The sequence below is a fragment of the Massilia sp. 05N420 genome (genome assembly GCF_056397205.1).
In genome coordinates, this window is record NZ_JBFTMX010000032.1 from 29,726 (window position 1) to 56,677 (window position 26,952).

A 26,952-nucleotide genomic window follows, 5' to 3' on the forward strand; every position below is an offset into this window, starting at 1 on the left:
CCGAATTGAAGGCGAAATGTGCTCTGACCCCGAATTACTGACCCCGAATTATGGGCTCAGGTGGTTTCGCTGAAGGCGAGGTAGAGGTCGCGCGCCTGTTTGGCTACCGGGCCGGCCGGGAGGTCGCGGGTTTCGTAGCGGATGCAGGGGGTGACTTTGCCGTAGTTGCCGGTGCTGAAGATTTCGCGGGCGGTGTCGAGTTCTTCCGGCTTGACCGTGCGTTCCTCGACCGTCACGCCGGCGTCCTTCAGCAGCGCGATGACGCGGGCGCGGGTAATGCCGGCCAGGAAGGTGCCGTTCAGGGCCGGGGTGACGACGGCGCCGTCGGCGGTGACCAGGAACAGGTTCGAGGAAGCGAACTCGGCCACGTCGCCGGCGGCGTCCAGCATGATGGCGTTGTCGAAGCCGCGGGTCCTAGCTTCGCGCAGGGCGCGGGCGGTGTTGGCGTACAGGGCCGAGGCCTTGGCGTCGGTCGGCGCCATGGTCGGCTGCGGGCGCTGCAGTTCCGACAGGCAGGCCGAAAAACCGGTAAACGGCGGCAGCGGCGCGTCGAACAGGGTCAGGGCGAAGCCGGCCTTTTCCGGCACCGGGATCAGGAAGCCTTCGGAAGCGAACACCAGCGGACGAATGTAGAGCTCGGCATCGGCCGGGAACCTGGCCAGGCCTTCGCGCACCAGCGCTTCCATCTGGTCCACCGACAGCGGGCAGCGCAGGCCCAGCTTCTCGGCCGAGTCGATCACGCGCTGCAGGTGAGGACGCAGGTCCGGCAGGTGGCCGCGCAGGGCGCGCGCGCCGTCGAACACGGAAGAACCCAGCCAGACGCTATGGTCCATGGCGCCGAACAGCGGCGTATTTCCTTCGGCCCATTCGCCGTTGTAATAAGTCAGGTACATTGGTTTTCCCTAGTAAAAAGCGATGACGTAACGCATCAAGTTTAACCCAGGCGCCGGCATCCGGTACGCCAGAGTCCACGGCCGCTCAGTTCGTTGGCGTACACAGCTTTCACATATCCACGAGTACACTACGCTTTCCGGGCAGTCCTTTCGCCCAGCACTACAAGTACTTCATGCTCGACATCCTAGAACGTATCGACCCGGACAGCGATCGCATCGACCTGCTGATCGACCTGGTCGACAAACTGCGTCCACGCCGCGCGTCCGATTACGACTACGCGCGCGCCCAGGTGCGCACGCTGTGCCAGCTCCTCAAAGGCCATCCCGGCCAGGCCTGGGCGCTGCGCCGCTACCTCGCCACCCTGCTGGAAACCCGCCGCCACACGAGCCTGTATTCCGATGTCGGTATTCTCTCGAACGACGGCTTCTTTACCGAACTGAAGCGCCGCATCGCCTACCGCATCCTGCCGCCCGCCCTCGACGACCACTACCTGTCCGATACCCTCGAACGCCTGCTGTGCCGCGAGGACGATTACCTGTGGATCCGCGCGATCCCGAACGCCGACTGGCTCGAGCTCTTCGACACCATCGCCAACGCCCCGCCGCCCGCGGACGCTGTCCCGGACCGCGCCCGCCAGGTGACGGTGCTCGGCCTGCTCGACGCGATCCGCACCCTCTCCTGCCGCGTCTGCGCACTGGGACTGGAGCCGCGCCTGATCCACGCCCACATGGAAATCGAGGAAGTCGATTCGCCCTTCCTGATGCAGAACATCGAGGCCAACAACTACCTCGACCAGTACGGCCGCCTGCTGGCCGGCGAGATCGAGCAGATGGAAGACGCGCGCCACCTGCTGGTGATGCTCGACCAGTGCGAAGAAGTGGTATTGAAGGTCCGGCGCCGCGCGCTGGGGGCCGGCACCAGCGTCTCGCTGACCTATCTGCTGGTGGCGGTCACCCAGAGCATCGACCGCCTGCGCAAGCTCCTGTTCCTGGTCGACGTCAGCGGCGAGCTGCCGGGCGCGCCGACCATCGACCTGCATGCGCTGGCCAACGAGGCCACGCCGCCGTCCGAGCCGCCGACCTCGCTGCGCCGCGCGGCCGCGCTGTCCCTGGCCCAGGAACTGGCGGAAGCCCACAACACCAAATACCAGGTGCGCGGCCTGGTGCGCGACAACGTCGACCTGCTGGCGCGTAACGTGACGGAGAACGCCAGCCGCACCGGCGAGCATTACGTCGCCGAGGACCGCGGCGCCATGCGCCAGATGTTCAACCAGGCCGCCGGCGCCGGTTTCATCATCAGCGTGATGGCGGTCATCAAGATCTTGATGTCCTATCTGCACCAGGCGCCGCTGATCGAGGCCGCGCTGTACTGCATGAACTATTCGTTCGGCTTCATGCTCATCCACGTGCTGCACTTCACGGTCGCCACCAAGCAGCCCGCGATGACGGCCGCGCGCATCGCCGCCGCCCTCCACGAAAGCGACCAGAAGGGCAAAGGTTACCGCCAGGCCGACGTCGACAGCATGGCGGCCCTGGTCAACAAGGTGTTCCGCACCCAGGTGGTGGCCGTGCTCGGCAACCTGGCGACGGTGATCCCGATCTCCTTCCTGCTCGCGCTCGGCTACCAATACCTGAGCGGCCACCATCTGGTGAACGTGTTCAAGGCGCGCCACCTGATCGAGGACAGCCATCCCTGGCATTCGCTGGCCCTGCTGCATGCGGCCATTGCCGGGGTCTGGCTGTTCGTCTCGGGGCTGGTATCCGGCTACTACGACAACAAGGCGCTCTACACCCGCATGGGCCAGCGCGTGCAGCAGCTGCACGGCCTGCGGCGCCTGCTGGGGCGCGAGCGCCTGGAACGCTTCGGCCGCTACGTCGAGGACAACCTCGGCGGCCTGATGGGCAACGCCGTGTTCGGCATCCTGATGGGCACCACCGCCCTGGTCGGCTTCCTGCTCGGCCTGCCGCTCGACGTCCGCCACGTGACCTTCTCCTCGGCCAACCTGGCGATCGGCTTCGTCGGCCTCGACTACCAGCTCGACTGGGAGACGGCCGGCATCGCCCTGCTGGGGATTGCCCTGATCGCCGTGGTCAACCTGCTGGTGAGCTTCGGGCTCGCGCTGTGGGTGGCGCTGCGCGCCCGCAAGATCCGCTTCTACCACGGATTCCGCCTGCTGCGCGCGCTGGGCCGGCGCCTGCGCGCCGCGCCGCTGGACTTCTTCATCGGGCCCAAGGCCGAATCCCTGGGCCAACCACTGAGAGGTATCGAATGAGATCCCCAAGCCTGCCCTCCTGGCTCCTGGCCCTGTGCCTCGGCCTGGCCCTGGCCTCCTGCAAGGCCCTGCCCGAGGTCGATCCCGGCGCCCCCGCCAAGGGCACGCCCACGGTCGCGGGCACGAAGGGAGCGCTGCCGCCGAAGGTGGCGTCGTCGCTGGTGCAGAAGCGCTGGGCGAACGCCTCGACCGACCTGACCTCGCTGGCGCTGCTGGAAGAACAGGTGACCGGCGTGCCGCTCATCGCCGGCAACCGGGTGGGCCTGCTGTTCGACGGCCCCGCCACCATGCGCGAGATGATGGCCGCGGCGCGCGCCGCCACCAGCTCGATCAATATGGAAACCTATATCTTCGACCAGGACGAGATCGGCAACGAGTTCGCGGACGTGCTGATCGACAAGCAGCGCCAGGGCGTGGCGGTGAACATCATGGTCGACGCCGTCGGCGCCATCGCCACCCCGGCCGCCTTCTTCGACCGCATGCGCGCGGCCGGCATCCGGGTTCTGATCTTCAATCCGGTCAACCCGGCCAAGGCCAAGCGCCACTGGGACCTGAACAATCGCAACCACCGCAAGCTGATGGTGGTCGACGGCCGCATCGCCTTCACCGGCGGCATCAACATCAGCTCGACCTATGCCAACAGCTCGCTGTTCCGCTCGCGGAGCAAGCCGGACAACGTCGACGAATCGAAAGTCGGCTGGCGCGACACCCACGTCAAGATCGAGGGCCCGGCGGTGACCGCCCTGCAGTACTCCTTCGTCAAACTGTGGATCCAGCAGGAAGGCGGCGAGCTGCCCAAGGCCGAGTACTTCCCCCGCCTGTCCCGCGAGGGTGACAAGCTGATCCGCGTCCTGGCCGGCAATCCGGAAGGCGATTCCGACATCTACAAGGCGCTGGTGGTGGCGATCTCGGAAGCCAGGCAGAGCATTCACATCACGTCCGCCTACTTCGTCCCCGACCAGCAGATCGTCGACGCCCTCGCCAATGCGGCGAAGCGCGGCGTCGACGTCAAGCTGGTGCTGCCGGGCGTGTCCGACCACAGCCTGATCCGCTACGCCGGCCAGGCCTTCTACGACCAGCTGCTAAAGGCCGGCGTCAAGATCTACGAACTGCAGATCGCCGTGCTGCACGCGAAGACGGCGGTGATCGACGGCGGCTGGTCGACCATCGGCTCGGCCAACATCGACCGCCGCAGCTTCCTGCACAACTACGAGCTGAACGTGGTGGTGATGGACCCGGCCTTCGGAGGCGACATGGAGAGCGCCTTCAACGAGGACTTGCGCGATTCGAAGGAAGTGACCCTGGAGCGGTGGCGGCACCGGCCGTGGAAGGATCGGCTGCGGGAGTGGGTGGCGCGCCTGGGGGAGTACTGGATTTGAGCAGGCTGCGCTGAACCGCCGTTCCCGCGCTGCCCACAGTCGTCCCCGCTTCCGCGGGGATGACGGTTCAAACGGCGGCGGCTTAAATCCCCGCCGCCAGCAAGCCCTCGTTCACCTCCGCCCACACATTCCCGCTGCGCATGAACTTCTCGGTCGCCAGCAGCTGGAACTGCTTGTGCACGGAATCCCAGCCATAACGATCGACCTCGATCTTCTGCGGCTCGGTGCGGATCACGTTGAAGGAGTTCACCTCGCCGCGGCCGCGCGTGGACGTTGCCGTGCCGGCCTGCACCACCAGGGCCGCGTACTCGCTGATCTTGTAGCGCGCCTGGGTGTTGCCGGCGTGGCTCTTGTGCAGGTGGCCGGCCAGCAGCAGGTCGACGCCGACGTCGGCGAAGGCATCCATCGCCATGTGGGCGCGGTCGACCAGGTCGTCCTCGTCGGTGGAGCCTTCGGGCAGGTCGAAGGGATGGTGGGTCACCACCACCCTCACGATATCCTTCGGCATGCTGGCCAGGGTGGCGCGGATCTTGTCGACCTGCTCCTTGTTGACGCGGCCGTCCTTCCAGGTGAGGGAGCGTGCCGTGTTCACGCCCAGCACCGCGACCTCGTCGTCGATGAAGACCGGGTCCAGATCGTCGGTGATGTAGCGCTTGTAGCGTTCGAGCGGCAGCGCGAAGCGGCGGAACACGTTGTACAGCGAGATGTCGTGGTTGCCGGGGACGACGATCTGCGGACCGGGCAAGGTGTCGAGCCAGGCGCGCGCCTCCTCGAACTGCTCGCTTTTCGCCCGCTGCGTCAGGTCGCCCGACACCACCACCACGCTCGGGGCGATGCGGTGGACGAGGTCGCGCAGTGGGTCGAGCAGTTCCGGATCGACGCGGCCGAAATGCAGGTCAGAGAGGTGAACGAGTGTGCGCATGATCTTCCGCTTCCTTTCCTGGTGTCGCTGTTAGCGTTGTGATGCTGGTTCCTTCCATTGTCGCCGCGGGAACCAGCACCGTCAGTGCGCCAGGCCTCACCCGGTAGCGCAGCGGCGCATGCATCTGCGTGACTTCGCCGTCGGTGGCGACGTGCAGGTGCGCGTGGTGGGTGGCGATCTCGAATTCCGCCGCCTCCAGGATGTCGAAGTCGCGCTCGCTGCCCAGCCTGCCGAGCAGGGCGTCGATGGCGAAGCGCAGCAGGCCCAGGCGGGTCGGATGCTGGGCCACGTACAGGCTCAGCACGCCGTCGTCGAGGCGCTCGCGCTCGCCGATCGCCAGGCCCTGCATGGTGTAGCGGTTGTTGCCGATGAAGACGAAGGGCGTGCGGCGCGCCAGCGTTTCGCCATTCACCATCAGGCGCATCGACAGGAAAGGATAGCGGCGCAGCGCCGCCAGCGTCGCCCACAGGGCCGCCGGCCATTTGCCGCGCCCCAGACGGCGCTGCTGCTTCTCGCGATCGCGCACGATGTCAGGGTAGATCCCGAGGCTGGAATTGTTGAGGAAGATGCGGCCGTTGACTTCGCCGACGTCGACCTGGCGCGGCACCCCGCTCGCCAGGTTGCGCACGGCTTCGTCGAGCTCGAGCGGAACACCGAGGTCTTTCGCGAAATGGTTCAGGGTCCCCAGCGGCAGCACGCCGAAGCGCACGCCGCTGCCCACCATCACGGAGGCGACCGCGTTGATGGTGCCGTCGCCGCCGCCGGCCGCGACCAGTTCGGCGCCCTGCTCGAGCGCGCGCCTGGCGGTGGCGATCATCTCCTGGCCGTCCTTGGCCAGTACCAGTTCGGCGTCCAGGCCGGCCTCGCTCAGCTTGGCGCGCAGTTCCGCGCAGGCCTGGTCGTCGTGGCCGTGGCCGGCGCCGCCGTTGACAATCACGGTCACCGGCTTCATGGCGCCACCTCCCTGCCCTGCGCACCCGCCCTGCGGCGGCGGTGCAGGGTCGACACCGCCGTGATGCAGATCGCCAGCCAGGCCGCGCCTTCCGCGCTGGCCGCCAGCACGTCGGACAGGTAGTGCACGCCCAGGTACATGCGCGACAGCGCCACCAGCATCACCATCAGCACGCAGGCGGCGACGATCGCGGCGCGCGCCGGCCAGGCATGCACGCGGCGCACCAGGTAGCAGGCCAGCAGGCCGTAGAACACGGTGGCGGCCGCGGTGTGGCCGCTGGGGAAGCTATAGGTCGACAGCGTCAGCAAGGGGTCCTCCAGGCTGGGCCGGGCGCGGCGGAAAATGTGTTTGAGGGCGACGTTGAGCAGCATCCCGCCCGGCACCGACACCAATACCACGACCAGCCAGTAATGCGCCTTGCGGTACCAGAACCAGAGCGCCAGCAGCAAGCCCATGATGCTGGAGCCGAGGATGCCGTTCCAGTGCGTGATGAAGAGCATGGCATCGGTGAAGCCGGCGTTGGCGTGGGCGCGGAACCAGTGTGCCAGGCGGACGTCGATCAGGGTGATGGTGTCGCCCTCGATCAGGTCCTCGGCGATCTCGCCGAAGGCCCAGGCGGCGCACAGGATCAGGATCACGCCGATGGTGAGATGCAGGCCCATCTCCTCCTTCGGAGAGAAGCGCCGGGCGAGGAATCGATGAACTGAGCGGTGGACGGATGTCAGCATGCGGCTCCAGATGGGGCCAGTTGGTGAAAAAACCACAGTTGCGAAATAGAACTGGATTTTTGTACAGTAACTGTGGATTTATACAGTAGTTGTGATATTCTGAATGCACTTGAACAACACGTTGACCAACAACACTCGACAAAGGGATCGTCATGACTACTCTGAACAGCTCTTTTGGCCTTGAATACGCACCGACTCCGTTCCTGGTCCGCCTCGGCCGCCGCGAGATTCTCGTTACCCGCGATTTTCGCAAGCGCTTCTACGCAGTCAATCCGGTCATCGAATTCGATACCGGGGTCGTGCCGGGCCACCTCGAAGTGCTGCTGTTCCGCCGCTGGCTGCTGATCCTGTCGAAGGCCAAGTGAAAGTCGGCGCGTTATAAAGCGTCGCATTAAAAAGCGCATAAGGTTCATCGTTTAAATTCGTTTTCTTTCGCTGAGCAGGCACCTAAGCTGAGGCTTCCTCACCTGCCCGAAAGAAAACGATGTTTCATAAAAAAATCGCCGCCACGCTGGCCCTCGTAGCGCTTTTCAGCTCCGCCTTGGGCCAGTCCGTCGCCTTCGCCGCGGACATCACCCTGCTGAACGTGTCGTACGACCCGACCCGTGAGCTCTACCAGGATTTCAACCAGGCTTTTGCCCGCCAGTGGAAAGCCAAGACCGGCGACAACGTCACCGTCAAGCAATCGCACGGCGGCTCCGGCAAGCAGGCGCGTTCGGTGATCGACGGCCTGCAGGCCGACGTCGTCACCCTGGCGCTGGCCTATGACATCGATGCTATCAGCGAACGCGGCCTTATCGCGCACAACTGGCAACAGCGCCTGGCCCACAACAGCACGCCCTACGCCTCGACCATCGTGTTCCTGGTCCGCAAGGGCAATCCGAAGCACATCAAGGATTGGGCCGACCTGATCAAGCCGGGCGTCTCCGTGATCACGCCGAACCCGAAGACCTCGGGCGGCGCGCGCTGGAACCACCTGGCCGCCTACGGCTACGCCCTGCGCCTGCCGGGCGGCACCGACGCCAGCGCCCGCGACTACCTGGCCAAGCTGTACAAGAACGTGCCGGTGCTGGACTCCGGCGCCCGCGGCGCCACCACCACTTTCGTCGAACGCGGCATCGGCGACGTCCTGCTGGCCTGGGAAAACGAAGCCCTGCTGGCGGTGAAGGAACTGGGCCCGGACAAGTTCGAAGTCGTGGCCCCGTCGGTGAGCATCCTGGCCCAGCCGCCGGTGTCGGTGGTCGACAAGGTCGTCGACAAGCGCGGCACCCGCGCGGTGGCCGAAGCCTACCTGCAATACCTGTACAGCGCCGAAGGCCAGCAGATCGCCGCCAAGCACTATTACCGCCCGGTGGTCGAGCCCTACGCCAAGCAATACGCGGCACAATTCCCGGCCGTCAAGCTGTTCACCATCGACGAGATCGCCGGCGGCTGGACCAAGGCGCAGAAGGCGCACTTTGCGGACGGGGGGATTTTCGATCAGATTTATCAGCCGGGTAAGAAGTAAAGATAGAAACACCGCCCGCAACGGCGAGGCGCTCGACCAGGCGTGATCGGCGATGGGCAAGGGTGCCTGCGCCGGCCGCGCCCACCCTACGAAAAAACCGGGCAACGCCCGGTTTTTTACCATCCGTAAAAACTTCGATCATTTGCCCGGCGCCGGCCCCTTCGGCGGCTGGCTGCCGAGGAAGTCCACGTCCTCGTCCGTCAGCGGCAGGTCCGGGATCGATTCGATGTGGTCGGTGTCGATGTCGTTGCCGTCCCTGACGCGCAGGTCGCGGCCGGCGGCCGCACGTTCGCCGGTGCCGCCGAAATCGCTGTCGCTCTCCAGGTTGGGGTCGCCCATGTCGGCCCCGGCGGTATCGTGGGCATAGCTTTCCTCGTTGTCCGAGGTGGTGCCGGTGTCCAGGTCCAGCACCTGGTCGTCGTCCAGATTGGCCGCGAAGCCCGGGCCGCCGACGACGTCGCTGCCGCTGTCGGTCACGTCGCTCGGGCCAAGGGCATCGATGCCGTGGCCTTTGCCAAGGCTACGGTCTGGTGCTCCGGGAAAGTTATCCGGATCAAGTGTGCTCGAGCCAGTCATGTGTCCTCCGATTCAATGCAATAAGTCATAAAGTCAGGCTACCCCAAATTCAAAACGCATGGCGCATGCCGACGTTCACTGCGGAACTACCGGGATGCGCCGCGCCGCCGATCAGTACCCCGTTGCCCTTGGTAGTGACCGTGTGGGAGATGGCCGCGTAGAAATCCGTCTTGCGCGACACGACATAGCTGGCGCCCACCGCGAACTGGTTGGCGTCGCGGTTGGCGAGGTCGCGGTCGTCCTTGTGGATATAGGAGGCCAGGAAAGTCGTGTTGCGCGTCACCGGCACCGCCACCCCCGCCAGCGTGTCCCGGCTGTCCGTCGACGAGGTGCTGGCGACCCCGGCACCGTAGGGATTGTCCGGGTTGTACAGGGGCGAGCTGCCCCAGCCGCGGTTGGCCGCATAGGCCGCGTAGGCCGTGCCCCAGCGCATGCGCAGGTTGGCGGCGATCAGCGAGTTCTTCGCGTCCATGCTGCTGCCGACCAGGTCGAACAGGCGGATCTGGGCCACGTGGCGGTTCTGGTGGGCGGCGCGCAACGAGAAGCTGCCCATGTCGACGCCTACCGTCATGCCCCAGGCGCGGTCGGCCAGCGGGTCGCCGCCGAGGGTGTCGACGGTCCAGGAGCCGCCGGTGCTGAAGCCGTTCATGCTGCTGCCGTAGTAGCGCACATTCTCGTTCGACCGCATGCCGTTGCGCCCGACCAGGTTGCTGGCCCGGCCGGCCGTGCCGGTGTGGAAGGGATCGCCGACATCGGCCAGCGACAGGTATTCCAGGTTGTACTGGCGGCCGAGGGTGAAGCCTTCGATGTCGCCGAAGGCCGAGCGGCCGAACTGGCCATAACCGCGGCGCGGCGGCGTCCCCCAGTCCCCGCCGCGGGTACGGGTGGGAACGCCGGTGAATACCGCGATGTCGTGGGCGCCCGTCGCGCCCTGCGTGGTGCCGGCGGGTGCCGCGGGTGCGGTTCCGGTGCCGGCATCCTGCGCGAACGCAAGGCGGGCGGCTCCGCAAAATACGATGGCGATGATGGGCGGCGTCTTCATGGCGAAATCCTCAGTACGCCTACAGTATTCCCACTCTACTGCTTCGCTCTGTCCAGAATCGCACAATATGCACGACAACTTGGCTCGTGTTTTTGTCGGTGTATTCCGACGTAGCAATCGGGCTCGTGCGTTGCGCTGGTCACTACCGGGTTTCCAGTTTAGAATCTGTCGACCGCTGTAATTAAACTACATGAAAGCGACGATAATGAGACAGCTTACCCGTACCCTTGCTACAGCCACCCTCGCCATGAGCGGCGTGTTCGCCTCCTTCCCCAGCCTTGCCGCCGAGCCTGCCCCCGCAAGCGCAGCGCCGATGGCCCACGTGGCCTGGTCGAAGAATGCCAACATCTACGAAGTCAATATTCGCCAGTACACGAAGGAAGGGACTTTCAAGGCCTTCGCCGCCCACCTTCCGCGCCTCAAGAAAATGGGTGTCGACATCCTGTGGCTGATGCCGGTCCAGCCGATCGGCGAAAAGAACCGCAAGGGCACGCTGGGCAGCTATTACGCGGTGCGCGACTACACGGCCGTGAATCCGGAATTCGGTACCCTGGCCGATTTCAAGGCCCTCGTGAAGCAGGCACACGGGCTGGGCATGAAGGTGCTGATCGACTGGGTCGCCAACCACACGGCCTTCGACAATCCGTGGACGGTCGAGCACAAGGACTGGTACCTGCTGAACGACAAGGGCGAAATCTTCCCGGTCACCTACACCGACGGCGCCGAACCGGAATACTGGACCGACGTCACCGGCCTCGACTACAGCAAGCCGGCCCTGTGGAAAGGCATGACCGAGGCGATGGCGTACTGGGTGCGCGAAACCGACATCGACGGCTTCCGCTGCGACGTCGCCGGCAAGGTGCCGACCCCGTTCTGGAACCAGGCGCGCGATGCCCTCGACCGCATCAAGCCCGTCTTCATGCTGGCCGAGGCGGACAAGCCCGAGCTGCACGAACACGCCTTCGACATGACCTATGGCTGGGATACCAAGGACCTGTTCAAGGACGTCGCCAAGGGCAAGAAGGATGCGCGTGCGCTGAAGGACTTCCTGGAGCATCCGCCCAGGGCCTATCCGCCGGGCGCCTACCGCATGCGCTTCACCTCGAACCACGACGAGAACTCCTGGGCCGGCAGCGACGTCGAACTCTACGGCCCGGCCTTCAAGGCGATGGCCGTGCTGGCCGCCACCCTGCCCGGCATGCCGCTCATCTACGGCGGCCAGGAAGCCGGCCTCGACAAGCGCATCGAGTTCTTCGAGAAGGACCCGATCCAGTGGAAGAATTACCAGTACGCCCCCTTCTACGCCAGCCTGCTCAAGCTCAAGCACGATAATCCGGCACTGTGGAACGGCCAGTACGGCGGCGGCACCGAGGTGCTGGCGACCGGCAACGACAAGGTCTTCGCCTTCCAGCGCAAGCGCGACGGCAATATCGTGAAGGTCAGCGTCAACCTGTCGAACGCGGCGCAGAAGTACACCCTGCCCGGCGGCAGGCAGCAGTCGCTGGCGGCCTGGGATTACCGCATCGAGGCGCCGGGCTCGGCGCGCTGAGAACGCCACGGGTCGCCCGCTTTGTTCACATAGTGGGCGACAAGGTAGCGCCAGGGCAGCACGAAGGGAATGATCAGTGCCAGGGCGCAGTCGAAGACATTCGCCTGCGTCGCCTCGTCCATCGTTCCGCTGCGCCAGGCCGGCAGCGCGACCGCCAGCAGCCACACCATCTTCCACACGAATTCCCACAACAGCACGGGCAGCATCTGCAGCGGATAGCGCACCCCGAGGATGGCCAACATCCAGAAGGCGACCAGCATGCAGTTGACCACGCCCTGGGTCAGCGCCCACGGGCCCTGGTGGTGCAGGATGCCGGGCAAGATGAAGGTCCCGAAACCGACCACGATGAACAGGTACATTGCGCGCAACAGGTACAGCCGGAACAGGGATACCTCGACCATGACAGCCTCCGTAGAATGAAGTTTGTGTTTGGAGCGACCGCTCCTACTCGACTTGCTTCAGAATCTGCTCGACGCTGGCAGTACGCGACTCCAGCCGCGCCAGCGTGGCGCTCATGGCGGCAAGCTGGGCGGCCGTGTCGGCCTGCGATTGGGCCACCTGGGCCGCCAGCTGGCGCCAGGCCTCGTCGTGGGCCAGCCGGCTTCTCGCCTGCTGCACGGACGCAAAATACTTCATGCCGAAGACCAGCAGCACCGTGACGAGCGGCAGGCAGAGAGTCARCAGATAAACGCTAGTGGACATGGCAACCTCTACTCTTCCTTGTTGTTCAGGGTCTTCACGGCTTCGGCAATGAGGCCGGGCGCCAGCGGCACCGCGAACGCCGCCACCTCGAAATAATTCAGCGCCTTGCCGTCCGCCGACAACTCCATCCGGCTGGTGACCAGGCCCGCCTCCGCCAGCTTCTGCAGGTGCAGGTGCAGCAGCGGCCGGCTCAGGCCGATGTCCCGCGCCAGCTGGCTGACATAGTTGCGTCCGCCCGTCGCGAGCGCCGCGACGATGCGCAGCCGGTGCGGATTCGCGAGCGCCGCCAGCATCAGCAGCAGGCGGTCGCCATCGATCTTTTTAGTTTCGTCTTTCACGTGTCAATAATTCCTTACACGTGAAAACAAGTCAAGCGAAATCATGCCGTCACCGGCATGCGGGCATTCGTCCCACCGCGCTTGCCGGCCACCGCAAGCGGATCGCATACTTTTTTCATCCAGAAACCATGCGATCCGATGAAGACACTCCGAACCGGCACTCCGGCGGCGCTCCTGCTCGCCGTCCACGCCTGCGCCAGCGCGCAGGCCCAGGCTCCATCACAGTCCCAAGCGGCGGTGCAGCAGGTGATGGTCAGCGCCAGCGCCCTCCAGCAGCGCGCGCAATCGACCACCACCGCCCTCGTCGTCACCCGCGACGAGATCGTGCGCCAGGGCGACGCCAGCCTCATCGAAGTGCTGAAGCGCCAGCCCGGCATCACCATCGACGGCGCCCCGGGCAAGCCGGCGATCCGCATGCGCGGACTCGGCAGCGGCTATGTGGCCATCCTCCTCAACGGCACGCCCGCGCCCGGCGGCTTTTCGCTGGAAGAGATCGATCCCGAGCTGGTCGAGCGCATCGAGATCCTGCGCGCGCCCACCGCCGAGACCAGCGGCCAGGCGGTGGCCGGCGCCATCAACATCGTCCTGCGCAAGGCCGGCAAGCTTGCCGCGCCGCAGACCGAGCTGAAGGCCGGCGCCTCGATTGCCGACGGCCACCCGGCGCCCAGCCTGAGCCTCCAGCACTCCGGCCGCGCGAACGCGCTGGCCTACACGCTCGCGGCCACGCTCAAGCGCCGCGACGAGACCTATACCGGCGTGACGACCGACGAGCGCCGCGCGCATCCGCTGCTGCGGCATACGGCCTGGGAAGACCGGCAGATTAACGACCAGCTAGAACTGGCGCCGCGCCTGGATTGGCAGCCGACGGCGAACGACACCCTGTCTTCGCAAAGCTGGGTGCGCTGGAAGCGCATCGACAACGCCAAGTCCGAGCTGGAGAGCACGGAGATCGGATCGCCGAGCAGTTTCCCGCACGGCGCCAGCAGCTACCGCGCCCACTCGCCGCCGCAAGCCTATGCGGACCTGTCGTGGACCCGCAAGCTGGACCAGGGCGCGCGCCTCTCGGCCAAGCTGTCAGGCTATACGAAGTCGATCGGCGCCGGCTTCCTCTACCGCGGCATGGACCTTGCCGATACCCTGCTCGAAACCCACCACGTGGACTCCGGCCAGTCCGAGCGCGGGCTGACGTTCAACGGCAGCTACCGCCGGCCGCTCCTGAAGACCCACGCGCTGGCCCTGGGCTGGGAAGCGGGCCGCACGCGGCGCGAGGAATTCCGGCGCGAGCACCAGGCCGATGCCGCCGGCCGGCCGCTGCTGGACAGCGACGAGGACTACCGTGCCAAGGTGGTCCGCACCGCCTTCTGGATCCAGGATGAGTGGGACATCGATGAGGGCTGGTCGGCCTACCTGGGCCTGCGCCGCGAAGACTTGCGCACCACCGGCGAAGGCAGCGCGCACGCGCCGGTGGACGTCGATTCAGGTGTCTGGAGCCCGATCTTCCAGACCCTGTTCAAGCCCGGCGGCCAGGATAACAAGGGTGACCAGTTCCGCTTTGCCCTCAGCCGCACCTACAAGGCGCCGCAGATCGTCCAGCTCATGCCGCGCCGCTACACGGTGGACAACAACAACAGCGCCACCAACCCCGACCAGCAGGGCAATCCGAACCTGCGCCCGGAACTCTCGCTTGGCGCCGACCTGGCCTGGGAACATTATGCGGGCAAGGACGACATGCTCAGCATCAGCGCCTTCGCCAAGCGCATCCGCGACATCACGCTGGACCGCGTGATCCTGCAGAACGGCGTCTGGATCGTCACCCCGGACAATGCCGGCAGCGCCACCGTGCGGGGACTGGAATTCGAAGCCAGGACCCGGCGCGGCGCGCTGGCGGCACGGGTGAATGTCGCGCGCAACTGGTCGCGGCTGGAAGCGGTGGCGGGGCCGGACAATCGCATCGCCGGCCAGCCGGCATGGAGCGGCAACCTGGGACTCGATGTCGGCGCGTCGACACTGCCGCTCGATCTGGGCGGGACGATGAGCTACCGGGGGCGTGTCGCCTCGCGCCAGAGTCCCCTGCTGGCCGACTATGGCAGCCCCAAGCGCCAGCTCGACCTCTACGCGGTGTGGAAGCGCGACCGGAAAAGCAAGCTGCGGCTGTCGGTGTCCGACCTGCTGCATAGTAACTCCTTCGGCCGCAGCGTCTACGGCGGCGAGGATGACCTGGCGACCAGCTACGTCTACCACGCCCGCACCACTTTGCGGCTCCAATGGGAGCAGAACCTCTAAGCCGGCTTAACGGCGGAGCGCCGTGAACGCCGCCGGCTCCCACTCGCGCAAGGCCAGCAGCAGCGCGCTGCCGCGGCGCTTGGGCAGCGGCGACGCCAGGCTCTCTTCATGCAGCTCGGCGAAGCGGGCGCGCAGCTGGCGCAGCTCGGCCTGCATGCGGGCAAGCGCGCTCTCGGTCAGCATGCCGTGGGTGAAGGCGAGCGACTGCTCGGGCTTGTCGAAGCCGCTGTCGAGGAAGTCGTTCAGGCCTTCGGTGCGGAAGTACTGGCGGATCGGCCCGTCGGGCAGCCAGTCGAAATCGCGCGCCACGTTCAGGCGTATCCGGTTGCCGGGCATCAGGGCGATCAGGTGCAGGCGGTCCAGGTGCAACAGCTTCTGCAGGCACTCCGGCTCGCTCAGCTTGTAGACGGCCAGGATGTCCTGCAGGGTCCAGTGGTTCAGCGCGCACACGGCCACCAGCAGCAGCCGCGTATCCGACACCAGCTCCTTTTCCTGGGCCGGCGTGAGGGTGCGCACGCGGCTTTCCGTCACCGCCGCTTCCTGGGCCAGTTCGGCCAGGGTGAAGCCGAGCATATTGCTGATCTCGACCACGCGGTCGACGCCCAGGTTATCCGAGGTCAGCAGGCGCTTGACGCTGGCTTCCGACAGTCTCAGCGCGCTGGCGRCGTCGCGGTAGGTCTTGCCCTGCAGCTTGAGCTGGCGTTTGATGGTCGTGATGAGTTGGGAAACTTCGGACATTGCGGCGAGATKTCTTCTATGACAATATGTGCTGTCAGATTACACCATAACAATATAGGGGATGCCAATGCAGCTTGCCGATTATCTTGCCAACGACGCCACGTCCCTCGCCCAGCAGGTAGCGCGCGGCGACGTCCGTCCCGGAGAACTGCTGGACCTGGCCCTGGCCCAGCACCGGCGCGTGCACGGCAGCGTGAACGCCGTCGTGCGGCTGATGGAAGACCAGGCGCGCGGCCAGCTCGGCGGCCCGCTGGGCGGCCCCTTCGCCGGCGTGCCCTTCCTGATCAAGGACGGCCGGCAGGATTACGCCGGCCTGCCCACCAGCTACGGCAGCCGCGCCATGCAGAACATCGTCCCCGCCCGCCACTCCCATGTGGTCGAGCGCTTCCTGAAGTCCGGCCTGGTCATCTTCGGCAAGACCAACCTGCCGGAATTCGCGATCCGCGCCGTCACCGACCCCGAGCTGTACGGCCGCACCAGCAATCCCTGGGACCTGACCCGAACCCCGGGCGGCTCCAGCGGCGGTGCGGCGGCGGCGGTGGCCGCCGGCATCGTGCCGATGGCGGCCGGGAACGACGGTGGCGGCTCGATCCGCATTCCCGCCGCCTGCTGCGGCCTGTTCGGCCTGCGGCCCTCCCGCGGAAGGGTCTCGTCCGGCCCCGGCGCCGCCGAAGGCTGGTTCGGCGCCTCCAGCGAAGGCGTGATCTCGCGCAGCGTGCGCGATTCGGCGCTGGCGCTGGACGTCCTGCAGGGCGCCGAACCGGGCGATCCCTTCGTGATCGCGCCGCCTACCGAACCCTACGCCCAGGCGATGCTGCGCGAGCCGGGACGGCTGCGCATCGGCTTCACGACGGCCTCGCCGATCGGCACCGAGGTGCATCCGGAAGCGGTGAAGGCGGTCGAGCATGCCGCCCGGCTGCTGGAAAGCCTGGGGCACCACGTCGAAGAAGCGGCCCCAAGCATCGACGGCGCCGCATTGGCCCAGAGCTACCTGCACATCTACTTCGGCCAAATCCCGGCCGCCGTCACGCACGCGAAAAAGCTGGGCGCGAAGGCGAGCGACCTGGAGCTCACCAACCGCCTGCTGGTCACGCTCGGGAACAGCATCTCGGCGACGTCGCTCACCGCGCAACTGAACCGCTGGAATGAGTACGCGCGCGCCCTCGCCGCCTTCCACCAGCGCTATGACCTGCTGCTGACGCCGACCCTGGCCGCGCCGCCCGTCAAGCACGGCACCGGCGACCAGTCGGGCGCGGAAAAGGCGCTGCTGGGCTTCCTGCACGGCACTGGCGTGCTCGGCGTGCTTGCCCGCCTCGGCCTGCTCGACGGCACGATCCGGAAAATCGCGACCGACAACCTGCGCTACGTACCCTTCACCCAGCTCTCGAACCTGACCGGCACGCCGTCGATGAGCGTGCCGCTGCACTGGACCGACGAGGGCCTGCCGCTGGGCGTGCAATTCGTCGGCCCCTTCGGCAGCGAAGACCGGCTGCTGCAGCTGGCCCGCCAGCTCGAACAGGCCCAGCCCTGGTTCGACCGCCTGCCGTCACTGGCGCGAGGCTGAGTGCGCTAACTCAAAATCGATGAGTTCCAATTGATCAGTATCAAACGCTCACTCGGTCAATCATCGAGATTAGGTCTTTCCACTACCCGAATGACTCGGACAAAGGAGAGATCATGGCAACCAGAGCCTTATCTGCTTTATTTGCCGCCGCTACAGCCGCAATCGCGCTCAGTCCGGCGGCGCAGGCGCAGAGCCTGACCGGTTCGCAAGTCACCGTCGCCGGCTACTGCTGCACGGCCGTTACCCCATCCGACCTGGTGACGAATACGCTCACCGCGACCGTCGGCCCGACCGTGGAGTTCCCGGAAGGGCGCTTCATGTCCACCGCGGTGGGCTTCGACGTACTGCCCGTCACCGTCGACGTCGGCGCCTCGACGATCCGGATCAGCTACACGGCGGGCGGGCCGGTGGCGCCGGGCGGATTCAACGGCTTCGCGTTCTCGTTTGCGGATGCGCCCACGATCACTGGTGCAACAGTCGATCCATCGAGTACCTATGTCCCGGTGGTGAGCTTCGGTCCCGATACCATCTATGTGAATGAGGCGGGCCAGACTTTGACCTCGACGTCCAGTGTGCTGGTGAATATTTCGGCAGTGCCGGAGCCTGGGGCGTACGCCTTGATGCTGGGTGGGTTGGGATTGCTGGGGGTGATGGCTCGGCGGCGCCGGGTTCATTAAGCTGTCTTCTTGCGCAGGGAGGCGCTCTTCGATCGTCTCCCTGGCTTGGCACTCAGGATCCGACGAGTTTGCAATGCAGGACGACGTCCGGATCGATCCGGTAGGCCGCACACACGCGGTGAAATCCGTCCGCAATGATCACCTTCTTCAGCGCACTCGCGCGCATCAGCAGCACCGGCGAAATCGCTTCGCCATTCTTGATCTTCTTGATCTGCTCGCGAGTCGGGCGGTCGTCCGCTTTCGGCACCGTGAGCTGAGCGGCGCGGAGCAGATCCGTCGCCTTGAACTTCGTGATCGCTACGGATCGCATTTCTGCGACGGCTTTATCCACGTTTTTCTGGACCTCGAGCAGCGACAGGTAGTGCGCTGCTGCGCCATAGTCTTCGTCGATCGCGTCTTCGAGCCATTGGACCTGGCGAGGCTGCTGCTTGGGCTGCTTTGGCATTTGGTCGCTCCAGTTATCGTTTCGATACTATATTGTATTGCCAAGACTCGAAAACATTTGGACACATTTTCATGCATGCTGCGGTCAACCGTCGCAGCCGGGCTACGTTATTTGAACACGCACGTATATTCGTGTCCGCTCGAAGGAAAGAATCATGAAAAAACTCTCACTGCTGGCCGGCCTGGTCATGTTTGCGGCGACTTCCGCATTTGCCCAGACCACCGTACCGAATCCGGTTGCACCGTCGAGCACGACCAGCCAGGCGGCGCCGGCCAAGATGCACGAGACCCACGAGAAGGCCACCAAGGCTGCTGAAAAAACCACCAAGGCCAAGGCCGCGCCGATGGAACAGGCGCCGGGTGGCGGTAACGGGAAGGTTTGGGTGAATACGTCCAGCAAGGTGTATCACTGCGAGGGTGACAAGTACTATGGCAAGACCAAGAAAGGCGAATACATGACCGAGGCGGATGCCAAGGCCAAGGGCTTTCATGGGGAGCATGGGAAGGCTTGCGCAGCCAAGTCCTGATCATTGCTCCGCGCTGGAAATTCCATAAGCGGGGCAAACAAAGTTTAATGACGCTCGTTTCCGGACTACAATCGACGGTAGCTCAACAATATTGAACTACCGTCGATGGCCCTCATTCCTCACTACGAACAGCATGCCTCCCGGCTGGTTGAGCAGTATGAGTCGCTATCCTTTCAAGAGGTTCACGCAAGCCTGCTTGACTTGCTTCCGCCACCTGGTGGCACAGTGCTCGACATTGGCGCCGGCTCCGGCCGTGACGCGGCCTGGTTCGCGGCAAATGGATATGACGTCGTTGCCGTCGAGCCCTCGGACGCCATGCTCGCCCATGCGCGCAAGCTACATCCGTCAACGCGAATTCACTGGGTATCCGATAGCCTGCCGGACCTTGCGAACGTTCGGCGCCTCGGCCTAAGCTTCGATCTCATTCTCTTGTCCGCCGTCTGGATGCATATTCCTCCGGCAGCGCGTCAGCGTTCGCTAAGAAAGCTGGCAACGCTGCTGGCGCCGAAAGGACGCATCGCGATCAGTCTCCGGCTGGGGAGGCCCGATACCGAGCGAGCAATGCATGAGGTCTCATTGCCAGAATTGGCGAGCCTCGCCCAACAGTTCGGACTGCGGGTCGTGCGCACAAGCGATAGCCATGACAAACTTGGCCGGAACGAGGTCTCATGGACAAACGTCGTACTTGGACTTCCCGATGACGGTCTGGGCGCCCTGCCCTTGTTGCGGCATCTGATCCTGGTCGACGGAAAGTCGTCGACTTACAAGATTGCGCTTCTTCGCGTGCTGGCCCGGATTGCCGATGCCGCGGCGGGTACGGCCCGCTATGAAGCTGATTCCGTGGTCGTACCATTGGGGCTGGTATCGCTCTTCTGGATGCGCATGTACAAGCCGCTGATCGAAAACGCGCTGCCGCAAATGCCGGGTTCTCAGTCTGGGAACGGTCCTGGCTTTCTCACCGATAGCTTTCTTGCGCTTCGACCTGTCACCACAGTTGAATTGCGGATTGGGTCCGTATTCAATGGACAGTCAGCGAAGCATCTCCATCGCAGCCTGTCGGAGATTTCACAGGTGATCCGCAATATGCCTGCGACCTACCTGCGCTGGCCATCGAGCGACAATCCGATCTTCGAGGTCACGCGGCGCCGCATGATCGCTACACCAGTTCAACTCCAGATCGACGAACCCTTCCTGTGGAGCCTCGGCGACTTCCGCATCCCGCTTGAGATCTGGCAGGCGCTGACGCATTACAACGTATGGATCGAGCCGGTGCTGGTGTCGGAATGGGTGAGGTTGATCGATTCCTATTGCAACGACGGGCGGCCGGACGTCCGCACGCTCGCGTATTCGCTGCTCACATGGGTGGACCCTGCACGCGACACCAGCTTCGCCAGGGCGGCCGTGGATCGCATCCGCGTGGCCGGCAAGCCGGTGTACTGTGTGTGGTCGGGTGCGCGCCTGCGCGACGAGTACGACGTAGACCACTGCTTCCCATTTGCTGCATGGCCCTGCGGCGACGCATGGAACTTGGTGCCGGCGTCACGGCAGATCAACATCCAGAAATCGAATCGCCTGGTCACCCAGGCGGCACTGGAGCGTGCCAGCGATACCATCAGTGAATGGTGGAGCGATGCCTTCCTGAGCCAGGGCGAGGACATGCGCCGCCAGTTCTTCCTCGAAGCTTCGCAGACCCTACCGATACTCGTCACCGATCCAGAACCGGCGGACGTCATCGACGCGATGAAAGTACATCGCATTAGATTGAGCAAGGATCAGGGATTGCGGGCTTGGGAGCCATCCTACGCCGGGAATCGCGGCAGGACAGATGATCGCCAGCCTGTCGACACGGATGCATCGATGACCGAAGTGCGCTCATGGTAATGGCAACGCCATGTGGCTGGGCGGTCGAATCACGCGTCTGCGCGCCAAGTTCATGCACCAATGCCAAACCTCTAGCGAGTCAACACGTCCAATTTTATCTGGACGGCAATTTTATTCAATTCCTATATTTTGCCGGGAGAGGAGGCGGCTTCGGACTACACTTCATTCTCGTAGCAATATGATGAAACGAAAAAAGCCCCAATATGTGGGGCTTTAGTTCAGTATGCTTGGCGGAAGCGGTGAGATTCGAACTCACGAACGGTTTAACCCGTCGGCAGTTTTCAAGACTGCTGCCTTCAACCACTCGGCCACGCTTCCTTGGGAACCGGCATTATACATAAATCGTTGCCTGACAGGCGGGCTTCGACGGCCAAGTGTGAGCTAACGTAGTGCAGGCAAACTTGAATCCCCGCCTTCGCGGGGACGACGGTGCATATTCCCCGCCCAACTCGTGCAGCCTCAGGCCACCAGCAACCAATTCTCCCGCAGCGCCTTCTCGAACTCATACGCCGGCAGCGGCTTCCCATACAAATACCCCTGCACCTCGTCACACCCTGCCTGCCGCAGGAACTCGGTCTGCTCCACCGTCTCGACACCCTCGGCAATCACGCGGTGCCCCAGCTTGCGGCCCATGCTGATGATGGTGCTGGCGATCGCGCAGTCGCTCACGTCGACCGGGATCCCGGTCGTGAACGAGCGGTCGATCTTCAGGGTGTCGATCGGGAAGCGCTTCAGGTAGGAGAGGCTCGAATATCCGGTGCCGAAGTCGTCCAGCGACAGGGCCACACCCAGGGCGCTGATGCGGTCCATGATGCCGATGACGTAGTCGATGTCGTGCATCAGCGTGCTCTCGGTGATCTCCAGCTCGAGCCAGGAGGCGTCGATGCGGTAGCGGTTCAGCGTGCCCTCCACCCTGCCCGGCAGCGAGGACGTGAATTCGCGCGCCGAGACGTTCACCGCCAGGCGGAACGGCGGCAGGCCGGCGCGCTGCCAGACCGCGGCCTGGGCGCAGGCCTGTTCCAGCACCCACTCTCCCACCTGCACGATCAGGCCCGTGGTCTCGGCCAGCGGGATGAATTCGTCCGGCGCCACCATGCCGCGCTGCGGATGCATCCAGCGCACCAGGGCTTCGGCGCCCACCAAACGTCCGCTGCCGATCTCGAATTTCGGCTGGTAGTGCAGCAGCAGCTCGCCGTTGCCGAGGGCGTGGCGCAGGCCGGACTCGATGTGCATGCGCTGCTGCATCCCCTCGTTCATGTCGAGGCGGTAGAAGGCCACGCTCTGGTCGGGGTTCTCCACTCTCTCCTTGACGCGCTGCATCGCGATGTCGGCCATGCGCAGCAGGGTTTCGGCGTCGGTGCCGTCCTGTGGATAGACGCTGATGCCGACGCTGGCGCCGACGCGCAGGTCGTGGCCGCCGATCGGGAACGGGGCTTCGAGCACCGCCTGCAGCTTCTGCGCCACCGTGGTGGCTTCGAAGTGCTGGCGCACGTCGAACAGGCCGATCGCGAATTCGTCGGCGGCCAGGTGGGCGACGACGTCCTCGTCGCGCAGGGCGCCGCGGAAGCGCTGGGCGACCTGGCGCAGCAGCTCGTCGCCGACGGTGCGGCCCAGGGTGCCGTTAATCAGCTTGAAGCGGTTCAGGTCCACGTACAGCACGCAGGCCGTGCCTTCGTTGCGCTGGGCGGACATCAGGCCCTGGTCGACCAGGCGCGCGAACAGCGTGCGGTTCGGCAGGCCGCTCAGCTCCTGGTAGTAAGCCAGGTGGTGCAGGCGTTCCTCGGCCAGCTTGCGCTCGGTGATGTCGGTCAGGTAGGCGATCAGGCCGATTGGATTGTCTTCGAGGTCGCGCAGCGGCGACAGCGACAGGCTGGCCCAGAACACCTCGCCGGACTTTTTTCGGCGCCTTACCTCCATCATGCGACCGCCCTGTTCGGCGAAGGCGTCCGGGAAGTCGGCGCCTTCGTCCTCCATCTCGTCGACGTAGAGGAACAGGATGTGCCGTCCCACCGCTTCCACCGAGGTGTAGCCGAACAGCTGCTCGGCGCCGCGGTTCCAGCTGGTGATGTAGCCCATGCGGTCCATGGTCAGCACCGATTCGTGGATCTGGTCCAGGATCTGCGACTGGTGCGCCAGCTGGGCCTCGACCTGGGCGTAGGCGTGGGTGGTGCGCTGGGCCAGGCCGTGCATCTGCATCAGGGTCGCGGTCAAGGTGGCGAGGGCGTCGAGCTGGCGGCGGTCGTCCTCAAGGAAGGGCCGGCCCTGGATTTCGTAGCGGCCCAGGCAATCGCCGTTCAAGGTCACCGGCGCGGCCAGCGCGCCGCCCGGCGCCTCGGCGCGTATATCGGCCGGTGCAGCGCCGGCGATGAAGTCGGCCTGCGGGCAGGCCAGCAGACCGGCGGCGATGCGTCCCAGCTCCTTGTGGAGGGTGTCGCCGCGCAGCTTGAGTACGGCCTGGCAGAGGGCAGCGCTGCTGCCGATGAGATCCTGTGGCGCAGCGGCTGGCAGCTCAGACATTGCGTGCTACCTGGATTGCCCAGTGATAGGCGTGGAGTTGGGCCTGCCACCAAGCCAGACCGTCGACGCCGGCCGCTTCCAGCACGGCTCGGCTTGGGCCCGGCAGTTCGCACAGGCGCAGGCGCTGGCCCAGCCGGCCTTCGCGGACCAGCAGGGCTTGTTCCACCTCCTCCGGCAGGTTCAGGTCGAGCAGCAGCTCGGCCATTGGCATGTGGAACAGGCGGTCGAGCAGGGAGAAGACGCCGGCCATGAAGGCCATATCCTGTTCGTCGCGGTCGCCGCCGTCGCGCTTGCAGAGTTCTTCCAGCACCGCGCCGCGCCGTGCGGCGATCGGCAGCAGCAGATTCGGCGGGCCGTCCGGATGCTGGCGCGCGTACAGCAGCAGTTGCAGCCAGCGCTGCAGCTGGCGCCGGCCGATGCGGCTGATGGCCTGGCCGAAGCTGGTGATCTGGGCGCCCACCGAGAAGGCGGCGGAATTCACCAGCTTGAGCAGGTGGAAAGACAGGCCCGGATCCTGTTTCAGCTGGGCTTCGAGCTCGCGCGAATCGGCGTCCCGGGCCAGCAGCGCCAGCATGGTCAGCAAGCGTCGGCGCGTGGTGCCGTCGTCCTGGCGGGCCGCGTCCTGGGCGCCGGCATCGTCGAGCGCGTAGCGGCCGGAAAACCAGGCGAAGCCCGCGTTCTCGCAGTCGCGCATGGCATCCAGGGTGTCGACGCCGCGCGCCAGGTGGGGGCCGAACAGGGTCGGCAGCGAGCCTGGCGGCAGCGGCTCGGCATCGCTTGACACGTCGCGCGAGACGCTGCGCAGCGCCGCCGGGCGGCTCATCCCTTCCGGCAGGTCGCCGTCCAGCAGCACTCGGTAGCCGTCCATCTGCAGCTCGGCCAGGCGCTTGGCCGCACCCTCGCCCGCCATCGAACGTGCGTCGACCGCCAGCACGACGCGGTTCGGCGGCAGCAGTTTCAGGATCGGGGGTGTCAGCAGCGCCGGGGAATCCAGCAGCACGATGCAATCCAGGGGCGCCACCGCGGCCAGCAGGTCCGGCGGGCCGAACATGGCCTGCAGCGTCGGGTCGTCGAGTCCGCCCTCGGCCGCGCGCAGCAGCAGCGCAACCCACTCGTTCTGCGCGTTGGCTACCGAGCGTATGTCAACCAACGGGAACGAGGCTGCAGACATTAGTGATTATGCATGATTAGTGTGTCGCTAATAGTAGTGCAGCCATTATCGGAAAGCAACTGGAATGTTTCCCTGCGGACACATCCTGATCGAAGCTGTCGTCAATACGATTCAGCTGGCATGCTGGACGGCGAATCTGATCAGTTCCGCCTGCCCTTCGATGCCCAGTTTGCGCTTGATATTCAGGCGGTGGGTCTCCACGGTGCGCACCGATAAATCGAGTTCACGGGCGATCTGCTTGTTCGATTCGCCGTTGGCGATATGGCGCAGCACTTCCTGTTCGCGCGAGGTCAGCTGGTTGTCCGGCATCGAGGGCCGCGCCAGCTGGCGGGCCACCGGGGCGCTGTAATACACGCCGCCGGCCATCACGGCGTCGATCGCCAGCACGATCTCCTTGCCGGGCGAATCCTTCAGCACATAGCCGCGCGCGCCGGCCTGCATCGCCTGGCTGACGTATTCGAACTTGTCGTGCATCGACAGGATCAGCACGGCGATGCCGGGATGGCTGCGACTCAGCTGGGCGGTGGCCTCGATGCCGCTGCCGTCGCGCATGGTGATGTCCATCAGCACCAGGTCGACCTGGGCGGCGCCGGCCTTGGCCAGGGCCTCGGCGCCGGATCCGGCCTCGGCGACGACGCGGAAATGCGGCACCGATTCCAGGCGCGCGCGCAGGCCGTCGCGCACCAGCGGATGGTCGTCCACCAGCATGATGTGGACGGGCTTTTCGGTAGGTTCAGTCGTCATGGTTCCAGTGGCTCAGGTCGACGATCGCGCGCACCACGGTGCCCGCCTTCGATGATGTGATCTGGAGCGTGCCGCCGATCGCGTCCAGCCGCTCCATCATGTTGCGCAGGCCGATGCCGCGCTGCGGGTGCACGGCCACGTCCTCGGTGTCGAAGCCGGCGCCGTCGTCCTCGATGGCGAGGGTCAACTGGCCGCGGCGGCGGCCCAGTGCCAGCCCGATGGTGCGGGCGCCGGCATGCCGCTCGATATTCGTCAGCGCTTCCTGGGCGATGCGGAACAGGACCGTGCCCACCACCTGCGGCAGGCCTTCGACCTGGCCCTGGGACGTGAACGCGACCGGCATGCCGCTGTGCTGGCTGAATTCCTCGGCCAGATGTTCGAGGGCGGCGGCCAGGCCCATGTCGTCCAGCAGGGTCGGACGCAGGTCGTGCGAGATGCGCCTCACCTCGCCCAGCACCTTGTTGAGTTCCTCGGCGGTGCGCTCGAAACTGGCGCGCGCCTGCTGCTGCTGTTCCGGGCCGCCCGCCAGGCGGATCACGCCGGCCTCGATCTGGAGCTTGATCGACACCAGCCACTGGCTGATGCCGTCGTGCAGGTCGCGCGACAGGCGCGCCCGCTCCGTCTCCTGCGAATCGACCACGCGCTGCGCCAGCACCTTCAGCTTGGCGTCGGCGACCCGCGATTCGCTGACGTTCAGCACCAGCCCGGAGCTGGCGACCACCAGCGCCGACAGGATCGCCAGGCCGGCGATCCACCACATCGTGGTCTCGATATTGCGCTTCTGCTGGGCGTCCACCTTCTCGAGGGCGGCGTCGACGTCGTCCAGGTAGAGGCCGCTGCCCATCATCCAGCCCCAGTCGGGGATCAAGACCACGTAGCCGAGCTTGGGCGCGGCCACACCGGTCGAGGGCTTGGCCCAGTTGTAGCGTATCAGTCCGCCGCCCTGCTTCGCCCTGGCGATCAGGTTCTGGATGGTCGGCGCGCCGAACTGGTCGTGCAGGTTCCACAGGTCGCGTCCGACCAGCTCGGGCTGGCGCGGATGCATCAGGTTGCGGCCGTTCATGTCGTAGACGAAGAAATAGCCGTCGTTGCCGAAGCTGAGCGAGGCCAGCACGCGCTTGGCTTCTTCCAGCGTGGCCGGGTCCTTGCGGCCCGAGGACGTCAGGTGGGCGATCGCGTGCGAGGCCAGTTCCACGTAGTGCTCGAGTTCGGCCTGCTTGGTGGCCAGGTAGGCCTGCTGGATGGTGGCGCGCTGCTGCTGGGCCAGGGTGACCGCCTGCTGCCGGATAAAAAGTGCAATCGCGCACAAGGCCACGATCAGCGGGGCGATCGCGAGAAAAATCAGCTTCTGCCGTAACTTCATTCCGTGCGCATGGTTTTCGTCGTAACATGAGATTGTACGCCCGACCAGCTGGACAGGCCAGAAACCGGTTCGGCGCGACCGCAGTCTTGCAGGCGCAGCAACTACGTAGCACTACGCAGTCGACTGCGTAATCATGCGCTTGTTGATTGTAAAGAGGTGCAAGATACTGATTGATAGCTTGC

The 26,952-nt window shown here is 65.3% G+C and carries 25 protein-coding genes and 1 tRNA gene; 10 read left to right on the forward strand and 16 right to left on the reverse strand.

Translation table 11 applies throughout. The annotated features are described in order from the left end of the window. Positions 1 to 56 precede the first annotated feature (56 nt). On the reverse strand, positions 57 to 893 hold the full coding sequence (locus AC1DIX_RS19430; protein ID WP_477326608.1) for a branched-chain amino acid aminotransferase: 837 nt from the start codon (positions 891 to 893) through the stop codon (positions 57 to 59). Positions 894 to 1,066: 173 nt separating this feature from the next. On the opposite strand from AC1DIX_RS19430, the gene AC1DIX_RS19435 reads away from it, so the two are divergent. Further along, positions 1,067 to 3,166 (forward strand): site-specific recombinase, encoded by a 2,100-nt coding sequence (locus AC1DIX_RS19435; RefSeq protein WP_477326610.1) that lies wholly within the window; start codon positions 1,067 to 1,069, stop codon positions 3,164 to 3,166. After that, the gene (cls, locus tag AC1DIX_RS19440; RefSeq protein WP_442124082.1) at positions 3,163 to 4,545 is read left to right on the forward strand and encodes a cardiolipin synthase; all 1,383 of its coding nucleotides are present in this window, start codon (positions 3,163 to 3,165) and stop codon (positions 4,543 to 4,545) included. The genes AC1DIX_RS19435 and cls overlap by 4 nt, the downstream gene beginning before the upstream one ends. A gap of 82 nt (positions 4,546 to 4,627) precedes the next feature. Here the strand turns inward: cls and AC1DIX_RS19445 are convergent, their stop codons facing one another. Genes AC1DIX_RS19445 through AC1DIX_RS19455 form a run of 3 tightly spaced genes read right to left on the reverse strand, consistent with a single transcriptional unit; the run spans position 4,628 to position 7,081 of the window. Next, entirely contained in the window at positions 4,628 to 5,467 is an 840-nt protein-coding gene (locus tag AC1DIX_RS19445) for a metallophosphoesterase family protein (protein ID WP_477326611.1), read from the reverse strand. Further along, complete coding sequence (locus tag AC1DIX_RS19450; protein ID WP_477326613.1) at positions 5,442 to 6,419, reverse strand: diacylglycerol/lipid kinase family protein; 978 nt, start codon at positions 6,417 to 6,419, stop codon at positions 5,442 to 5,444. The genes AC1DIX_RS19445 and AC1DIX_RS19450 overlap by 26 nt, the downstream gene beginning before the upstream one ends. Beyond that, the gene (locus AC1DIX_RS19455; protein WP_477326615.1) at positions 6,416 to 7,081 is read right to left on the reverse strand and encodes a phosphatase PAP2 family protein; all 666 of its coding nucleotides are present in this window, start codon (positions 7,079 to 7,081) and stop codon (positions 6,416 to 6,418) included. The genes AC1DIX_RS19450 and AC1DIX_RS19455 overlap by 4 nt, the downstream gene beginning before the upstream one ends. A gap of 218 nt (positions 7,082 to 7,299) precedes the next feature. On the opposite strand from AC1DIX_RS19455, the gene AC1DIX_RS19460 reads away from it, so the two are divergent. Together AC1DIX_RS19460 and AC1DIX_RS19465 are read left to right on the forward strand one after the other, a co-directional pair. Then, positions 7,300 to 7,512, forward strand: coding sequence for a hypothetical protein (locus AC1DIX_RS19460; RefSeq protein ID WP_258845858.1), 213 nt, complete (start codon positions 7,300 to 7,302; stop codon positions 7,510 to 7,512). Positions 7,513 to 7,631: 119 nt separating this feature from the next. After that, positions 7,632 to 8,654, forward strand: a complete 1,023-nt coding sequence (locus AC1DIX_RS19465; protein WP_477326617.1) for a sulfate ABC transporter substrate-binding protein — start codon at positions 7,632 to 7,634, stop codon at positions 8,652 to 8,654. Between the two features lie 138 nt (positions 8,655 to 8,792). On the opposite strand, the gene AC1DIX_RS19470 is transcribed toward AC1DIX_RS19465, so the two are convergent. Beyond that, a complete protein-coding gene (locus AC1DIX_RS19470; protein ID WP_442124077.1) occupies positions 8,793 to 9,230 on the reverse strand; it encodes a hypothetical protein in 438 nt (145 codons plus the stop codon). 49 nt (positions 9,231 to 9,279) lie between these two features. After that, complete coding sequence (locus tag AC1DIX_RS19475) at positions 9,280 to 10,272, reverse strand: porin (protein ID WP_477326619.1); 993 nt, start codon at positions 10,270 to 10,272, stop codon at positions 9,280 to 9,282. A 205-nt stretch (positions 10,273 to 10,477) separates the two neighbouring features. On the opposite strand from AC1DIX_RS19475, the gene AC1DIX_RS19480 reads away from it, so the two are divergent. Beyond that, positions 10,478 to 11,821, forward strand: coding sequence for an alpha-amylase family glycosyl hydrolase (locus tag AC1DIX_RS19480; protein ID WP_477326621.1), 1,344 nt, complete (start codon positions 10,478 to 10,480; stop codon positions 11,819 to 11,821). Here AC1DIX_RS19480 and AC1DIX_RS19485 read toward each other — a convergent pair. From AC1DIX_RS19485 to AC1DIX_RS19495, 3 genes are read right to left on the reverse strand one after another with little or no spacing between them, the layout of a single operon-like run. Continuing rightward, positions 11,788 to 12,222 (reverse strand): hypothetical protein, encoded by a 435-nt coding sequence (locus AC1DIX_RS19485; protein ID WP_442124074.1) that lies wholly within the window; start codon positions 12,220 to 12,222, stop codon positions 11,788 to 11,790. The genes AC1DIX_RS19480 and AC1DIX_RS19485 overlap by 34 nt on opposite strands. A 43-nt stretch (positions 12,223 to 12,265) precedes the next feature. Next, entirely contained in the window at positions 12,266 to 12,523 is a 258-nt protein-coding gene (locus tag AC1DIX_RS19490; protein WP_442124073.1) for a hypothetical protein, read from the reverse strand. A gap of 8 nt (positions 12,524 to 12,531) precedes the next feature. Further along, positions 12,532 to 12,861, reverse strand: a complete 330-nt coding sequence (locus AC1DIX_RS19495) for an ArsR/SmtB family transcription factor (protein ID WP_442124072.1) — start codon at positions 12,859 to 12,861, stop codon at positions 12,532 to 12,534. Positions 12,862 to 12,999: 138 nt separating this feature from the next. Here AC1DIX_RS19495 and AC1DIX_RS19500 point away from each other — a divergent pair, with 138 nt between their 5' ends. Beyond that, complete coding sequence (locus AC1DIX_RS19500) at positions 13,000 to 15,144, forward strand: TonB-dependent receptor plug domain-containing protein (RefSeq protein WP_477326623.1); 2,145 nt, start codon at positions 13,000 to 13,002, stop codon at positions 15,142 to 15,144. Positions 15,145 to 15,150: 6 nt separating this feature from the next. On the opposite strand, the gene AC1DIX_RS19505 is transcribed toward AC1DIX_RS19500, so the two are convergent. Then, positions 15,151 to 15,882 (reverse strand): transcriptional regulator, encoded by a 732-nt coding sequence (locus AC1DIX_RS19505; protein WP_477326625.1) that lies wholly within the window; start codon positions 15,880 to 15,882, stop codon positions 15,151 to 15,153. Between the two features lie 67 nt (positions 15,883 to 15,949). Between AC1DIX_RS19505 and AC1DIX_RS19510 the strand changes: the two genes are divergently transcribed. Both AC1DIX_RS19510 and AC1DIX_RS19515 read left to right on the forward strand, forming a co-directional pair. Further along, positions 15,950 to 17,446, forward strand: a complete 1,497-nt coding sequence (locus AC1DIX_RS19510) for an amidase (RefSeq protein WP_477326627.1) — start codon at positions 15,950 to 15,952, stop codon at positions 17,444 to 17,446. Positions 17,447 to 17,559: 113 nt separating this feature from the next. Next, positions 17,560 to 18,123, forward strand: coding sequence for a PEP-CTERM sorting domain-containing protein (locus AC1DIX_RS19515; RefSeq protein ID WP_477326629.1), 564 nt, complete (start codon positions 17,560 to 17,562; stop codon positions 18,121 to 18,123). Positions 18,124 to 18,175: 52 nt separating this feature from the next. On the opposite strand, the gene AC1DIX_RS19520 is transcribed toward AC1DIX_RS19515, so the two are convergent. Further along, complete coding sequence (locus AC1DIX_RS19520; protein ID WP_477326631.1) at positions 18,176 to 18,568, reverse strand: hypothetical protein; 393 nt, start codon at positions 18,566 to 18,568, stop codon at positions 18,176 to 18,178. A 154-nt stretch (positions 18,569 to 18,722) separates the two neighbouring features. On the opposite strand from AC1DIX_RS19520, the gene AC1DIX_RS19525 reads away from it, so the two are divergent. After that, positions 18,723 to 19,094: a hypothetical protein gene (locus AC1DIX_RS19525; RefSeq protein ID WP_477326633.1), complete on the forward strand. Its 372-nt coding sequence runs from the start codon at positions 18,723 to 18,725 to the stop codon at positions 19,092 to 19,094. 105 nt (positions 19,095 to 19,199) lie between these two features. Next, positions 19,200 to 20,975 (forward strand): class I SAM-dependent methyltransferase, encoded by a 1,776-nt coding sequence (locus tag AC1DIX_RS19530; RefSeq protein ID WP_477326635.1) that lies wholly within the window; start codon positions 19,200 to 19,202, stop codon positions 20,973 to 20,975. A 228-nt stretch (positions 20,976 to 21,203) separates the two neighbouring features. Here AC1DIX_RS19530 and AC1DIX_RS19535 read toward each other — a convergent pair. The 5 genes from AC1DIX_RS19535 to AC1DIX_RS19555 all read right to left on the reverse strand — a co-directional run bounded on the left by AC1DIX_RS19535 (position 21,204) and on the right by AC1DIX_RS19555 (position 26,770). Further along, positions 21,204 to 21,293: transfer RNA gene (locus AC1DIX_RS19535), tRNA-Ser, on the reverse strand. A gap of 141 nt (positions 21,294 to 21,434) precedes the next feature. Further along, positions 21,435 to 23,492, reverse strand: a complete 2,058-nt coding sequence (locus tag AC1DIX_RS19540) for a putative bifunctional diguanylate cyclase/phosphodiesterase (RefSeq protein WP_477326637.1) — start codon at positions 23,490 to 23,492, stop codon at positions 21,435 to 21,437. Next, entirely contained in the window at positions 23,485 to 24,642 is a 1,158-nt protein-coding gene (locus AC1DIX_RS19545; protein ID WP_477326639.1) for an EAL and HDOD domain-containing protein, read from the reverse strand. Before AC1DIX_RS19545 ends, AC1DIX_RS19540 begins: the two co-directional genes overlap by 8 nt. A 132-nt stretch (positions 24,643 to 24,774) precedes the next feature. Next, entirely contained in the window at positions 24,775 to 25,407 is a 633-nt protein-coding gene (locus AC1DIX_RS19550) for a response regulator transcription factor (protein WP_442124696.1), read from the reverse strand. Continuing rightward, entirely contained in the window at positions 25,397 to 26,770 is a 1,374-nt protein-coding gene (locus tag AC1DIX_RS19555; RefSeq protein WP_477326641.1) for a cache domain-containing protein, read from the reverse strand. The genes AC1DIX_RS19550 and AC1DIX_RS19555 overlap by 11 nt, the downstream gene beginning before the upstream one ends. Positions 26,771 to 26,952 lie beyond the last annotated feature (182 nt).

Excerpts from the sequence above, each read along its gene's own strand:
- AC1DIX_RS19430 (WP_477326608.1), bottom strand. The coding sequence starts at position 893 with ATGTACCTGACTTATTACAACGGCGAATGGGCCGAAGGAAATACGCCG.
- AC1DIX_RS19460 (WP_258845858.1), top strand. The coding sequence starts at position 7,300 with ATGACTACTCTGAACAGCTCTTTTGGCCTTGAATACGCACCGACTCCG.
- AC1DIX_RS19455 (WP_477326615.1), bottom strand. The coding sequence starts at position 7,081 with ATGGGCCTGCATCTCACCATCGGCGTGATCCTGATCCTGTGCGCCGCC.
- AC1DIX_RS19555 (WP_477326641.1), bottom strand. The coding sequence starts at position 26,770 with ATGAAGTTACGGCAGAAGCTGATTTTTCTCGCGATCGCCCCGCTGATC.
- AC1DIX_RS19515 (WP_477326629.1), top strand. The coding sequence starts at position 17,560 with ATGGCAACCAGAGCCTTATCTGCTTTATTTGCCGCCGCTACAGCCGCA.
- cls (WP_442124082.1), top strand. The coding sequence starts at position 3,163 with ATGAGATCCCCAAGCCTGCCCTCCTGGCTCCTGGCCCTGTGCCTCGGC.
- AC1DIX_RS19520 (WP_477326631.1), bottom strand. The coding sequence starts at position 18,568 with ATGCCAAAGCAGCCCAAGCAGCAGCCTCGCCAGGTCCAATGGCTCGAA.
- AC1DIX_RS19500 (WP_477326623.1), top strand. The coding sequence starts at position 13,000 with ATGAAGACACTCCGAACCGGCACTCCGGCGGCGCTCCTGCTCGCCGTC.
- AC1DIX_RS19475 (WP_477326619.1), bottom strand. The coding sequence starts at position 10,272 with ATGAAGACGCCGCCCATCATCGCCATCGTATTTTGCGGAGCCGCCCGC.
- AC1DIX_RS19540 (WP_477326637.1), bottom strand. The coding sequence starts at position 23,492 with ATGTCTGAGCTGCCAGCCGCTGCGCCACAGGATCTCATCGGCAGCAGC.
- AC1DIX_RS19485 (WP_442124074.1), bottom strand. The coding sequence starts at position 12,222 with ATGGTCGAGGTATCCCTGTTCCGGCTGTACCTGTTGCGCGCAATGTAC.
- AC1DIX_RS19465 (WP_477326617.1), top strand. The coding sequence starts at position 7,632 with ATGTTTCATAAAAAAATCGCCGCCACGCTGGCCCTCGTAGCGCTTTTC.
- AC1DIX_RS19525 (WP_477326633.1), top strand. The coding sequence starts at position 18,723 with ATGAAAAAACTCTCACTGCTGGCCGGCCTGGTCATGTTTGCGGCGACT.
- AC1DIX_RS19450 (WP_477326613.1), bottom strand. The coding sequence starts at position 6,419 with ATGAAGCCGGTGACCGTGATTGTCAACGGCGGCGCCGGCCACGGCCAC.
- AC1DIX_RS19435 (WP_477326610.1), top strand. The coding sequence starts at position 1,067 with ATGCTCGACATCCTAGAACGTATCGACCCGGACAGCGATCGCATCGAC.
- AC1DIX_RS19445 (WP_477326611.1), bottom strand. The coding sequence starts at position 5,467 with ATGCGCACACTCGTTCACCTCTCTGACCTGCATTTCGGCCGCGTCGAT.
- AC1DIX_RS19530 (WP_477326635.1), top strand. The coding sequence starts at position 19,200 with ATGGCCCTCATTCCTCACTACGAACAGCATGCCTCCCGGCTGGTTGAG.
- AC1DIX_RS19470 (WP_442124077.1), bottom strand. The coding sequence starts at position 9,230 with ATGACTGGCTCGAGCACACTTGATCCGGATAACTTTCCCGGAGCACCA.
- AC1DIX_RS19550 (WP_442124696.1), bottom strand. The coding sequence starts at position 25,407 with ATGACGACTGAACCTACCGAAAAGCCCGTCCACATCATGCTGGTGGAC.
- AC1DIX_RS19510 (WP_477326627.1), top strand. The coding sequence starts at position 15,950 with ATGCAGCTTGCCGATTATCTTGCCAACGACGCCACGTCCCTCGCCCAG.
- AC1DIX_RS19480 (WP_477326621.1), top strand. The coding sequence starts at position 10,478 with ATGAGACAGCTTACCCGTACCCTTGCTACAGCCACCCTCGCCATGAGC.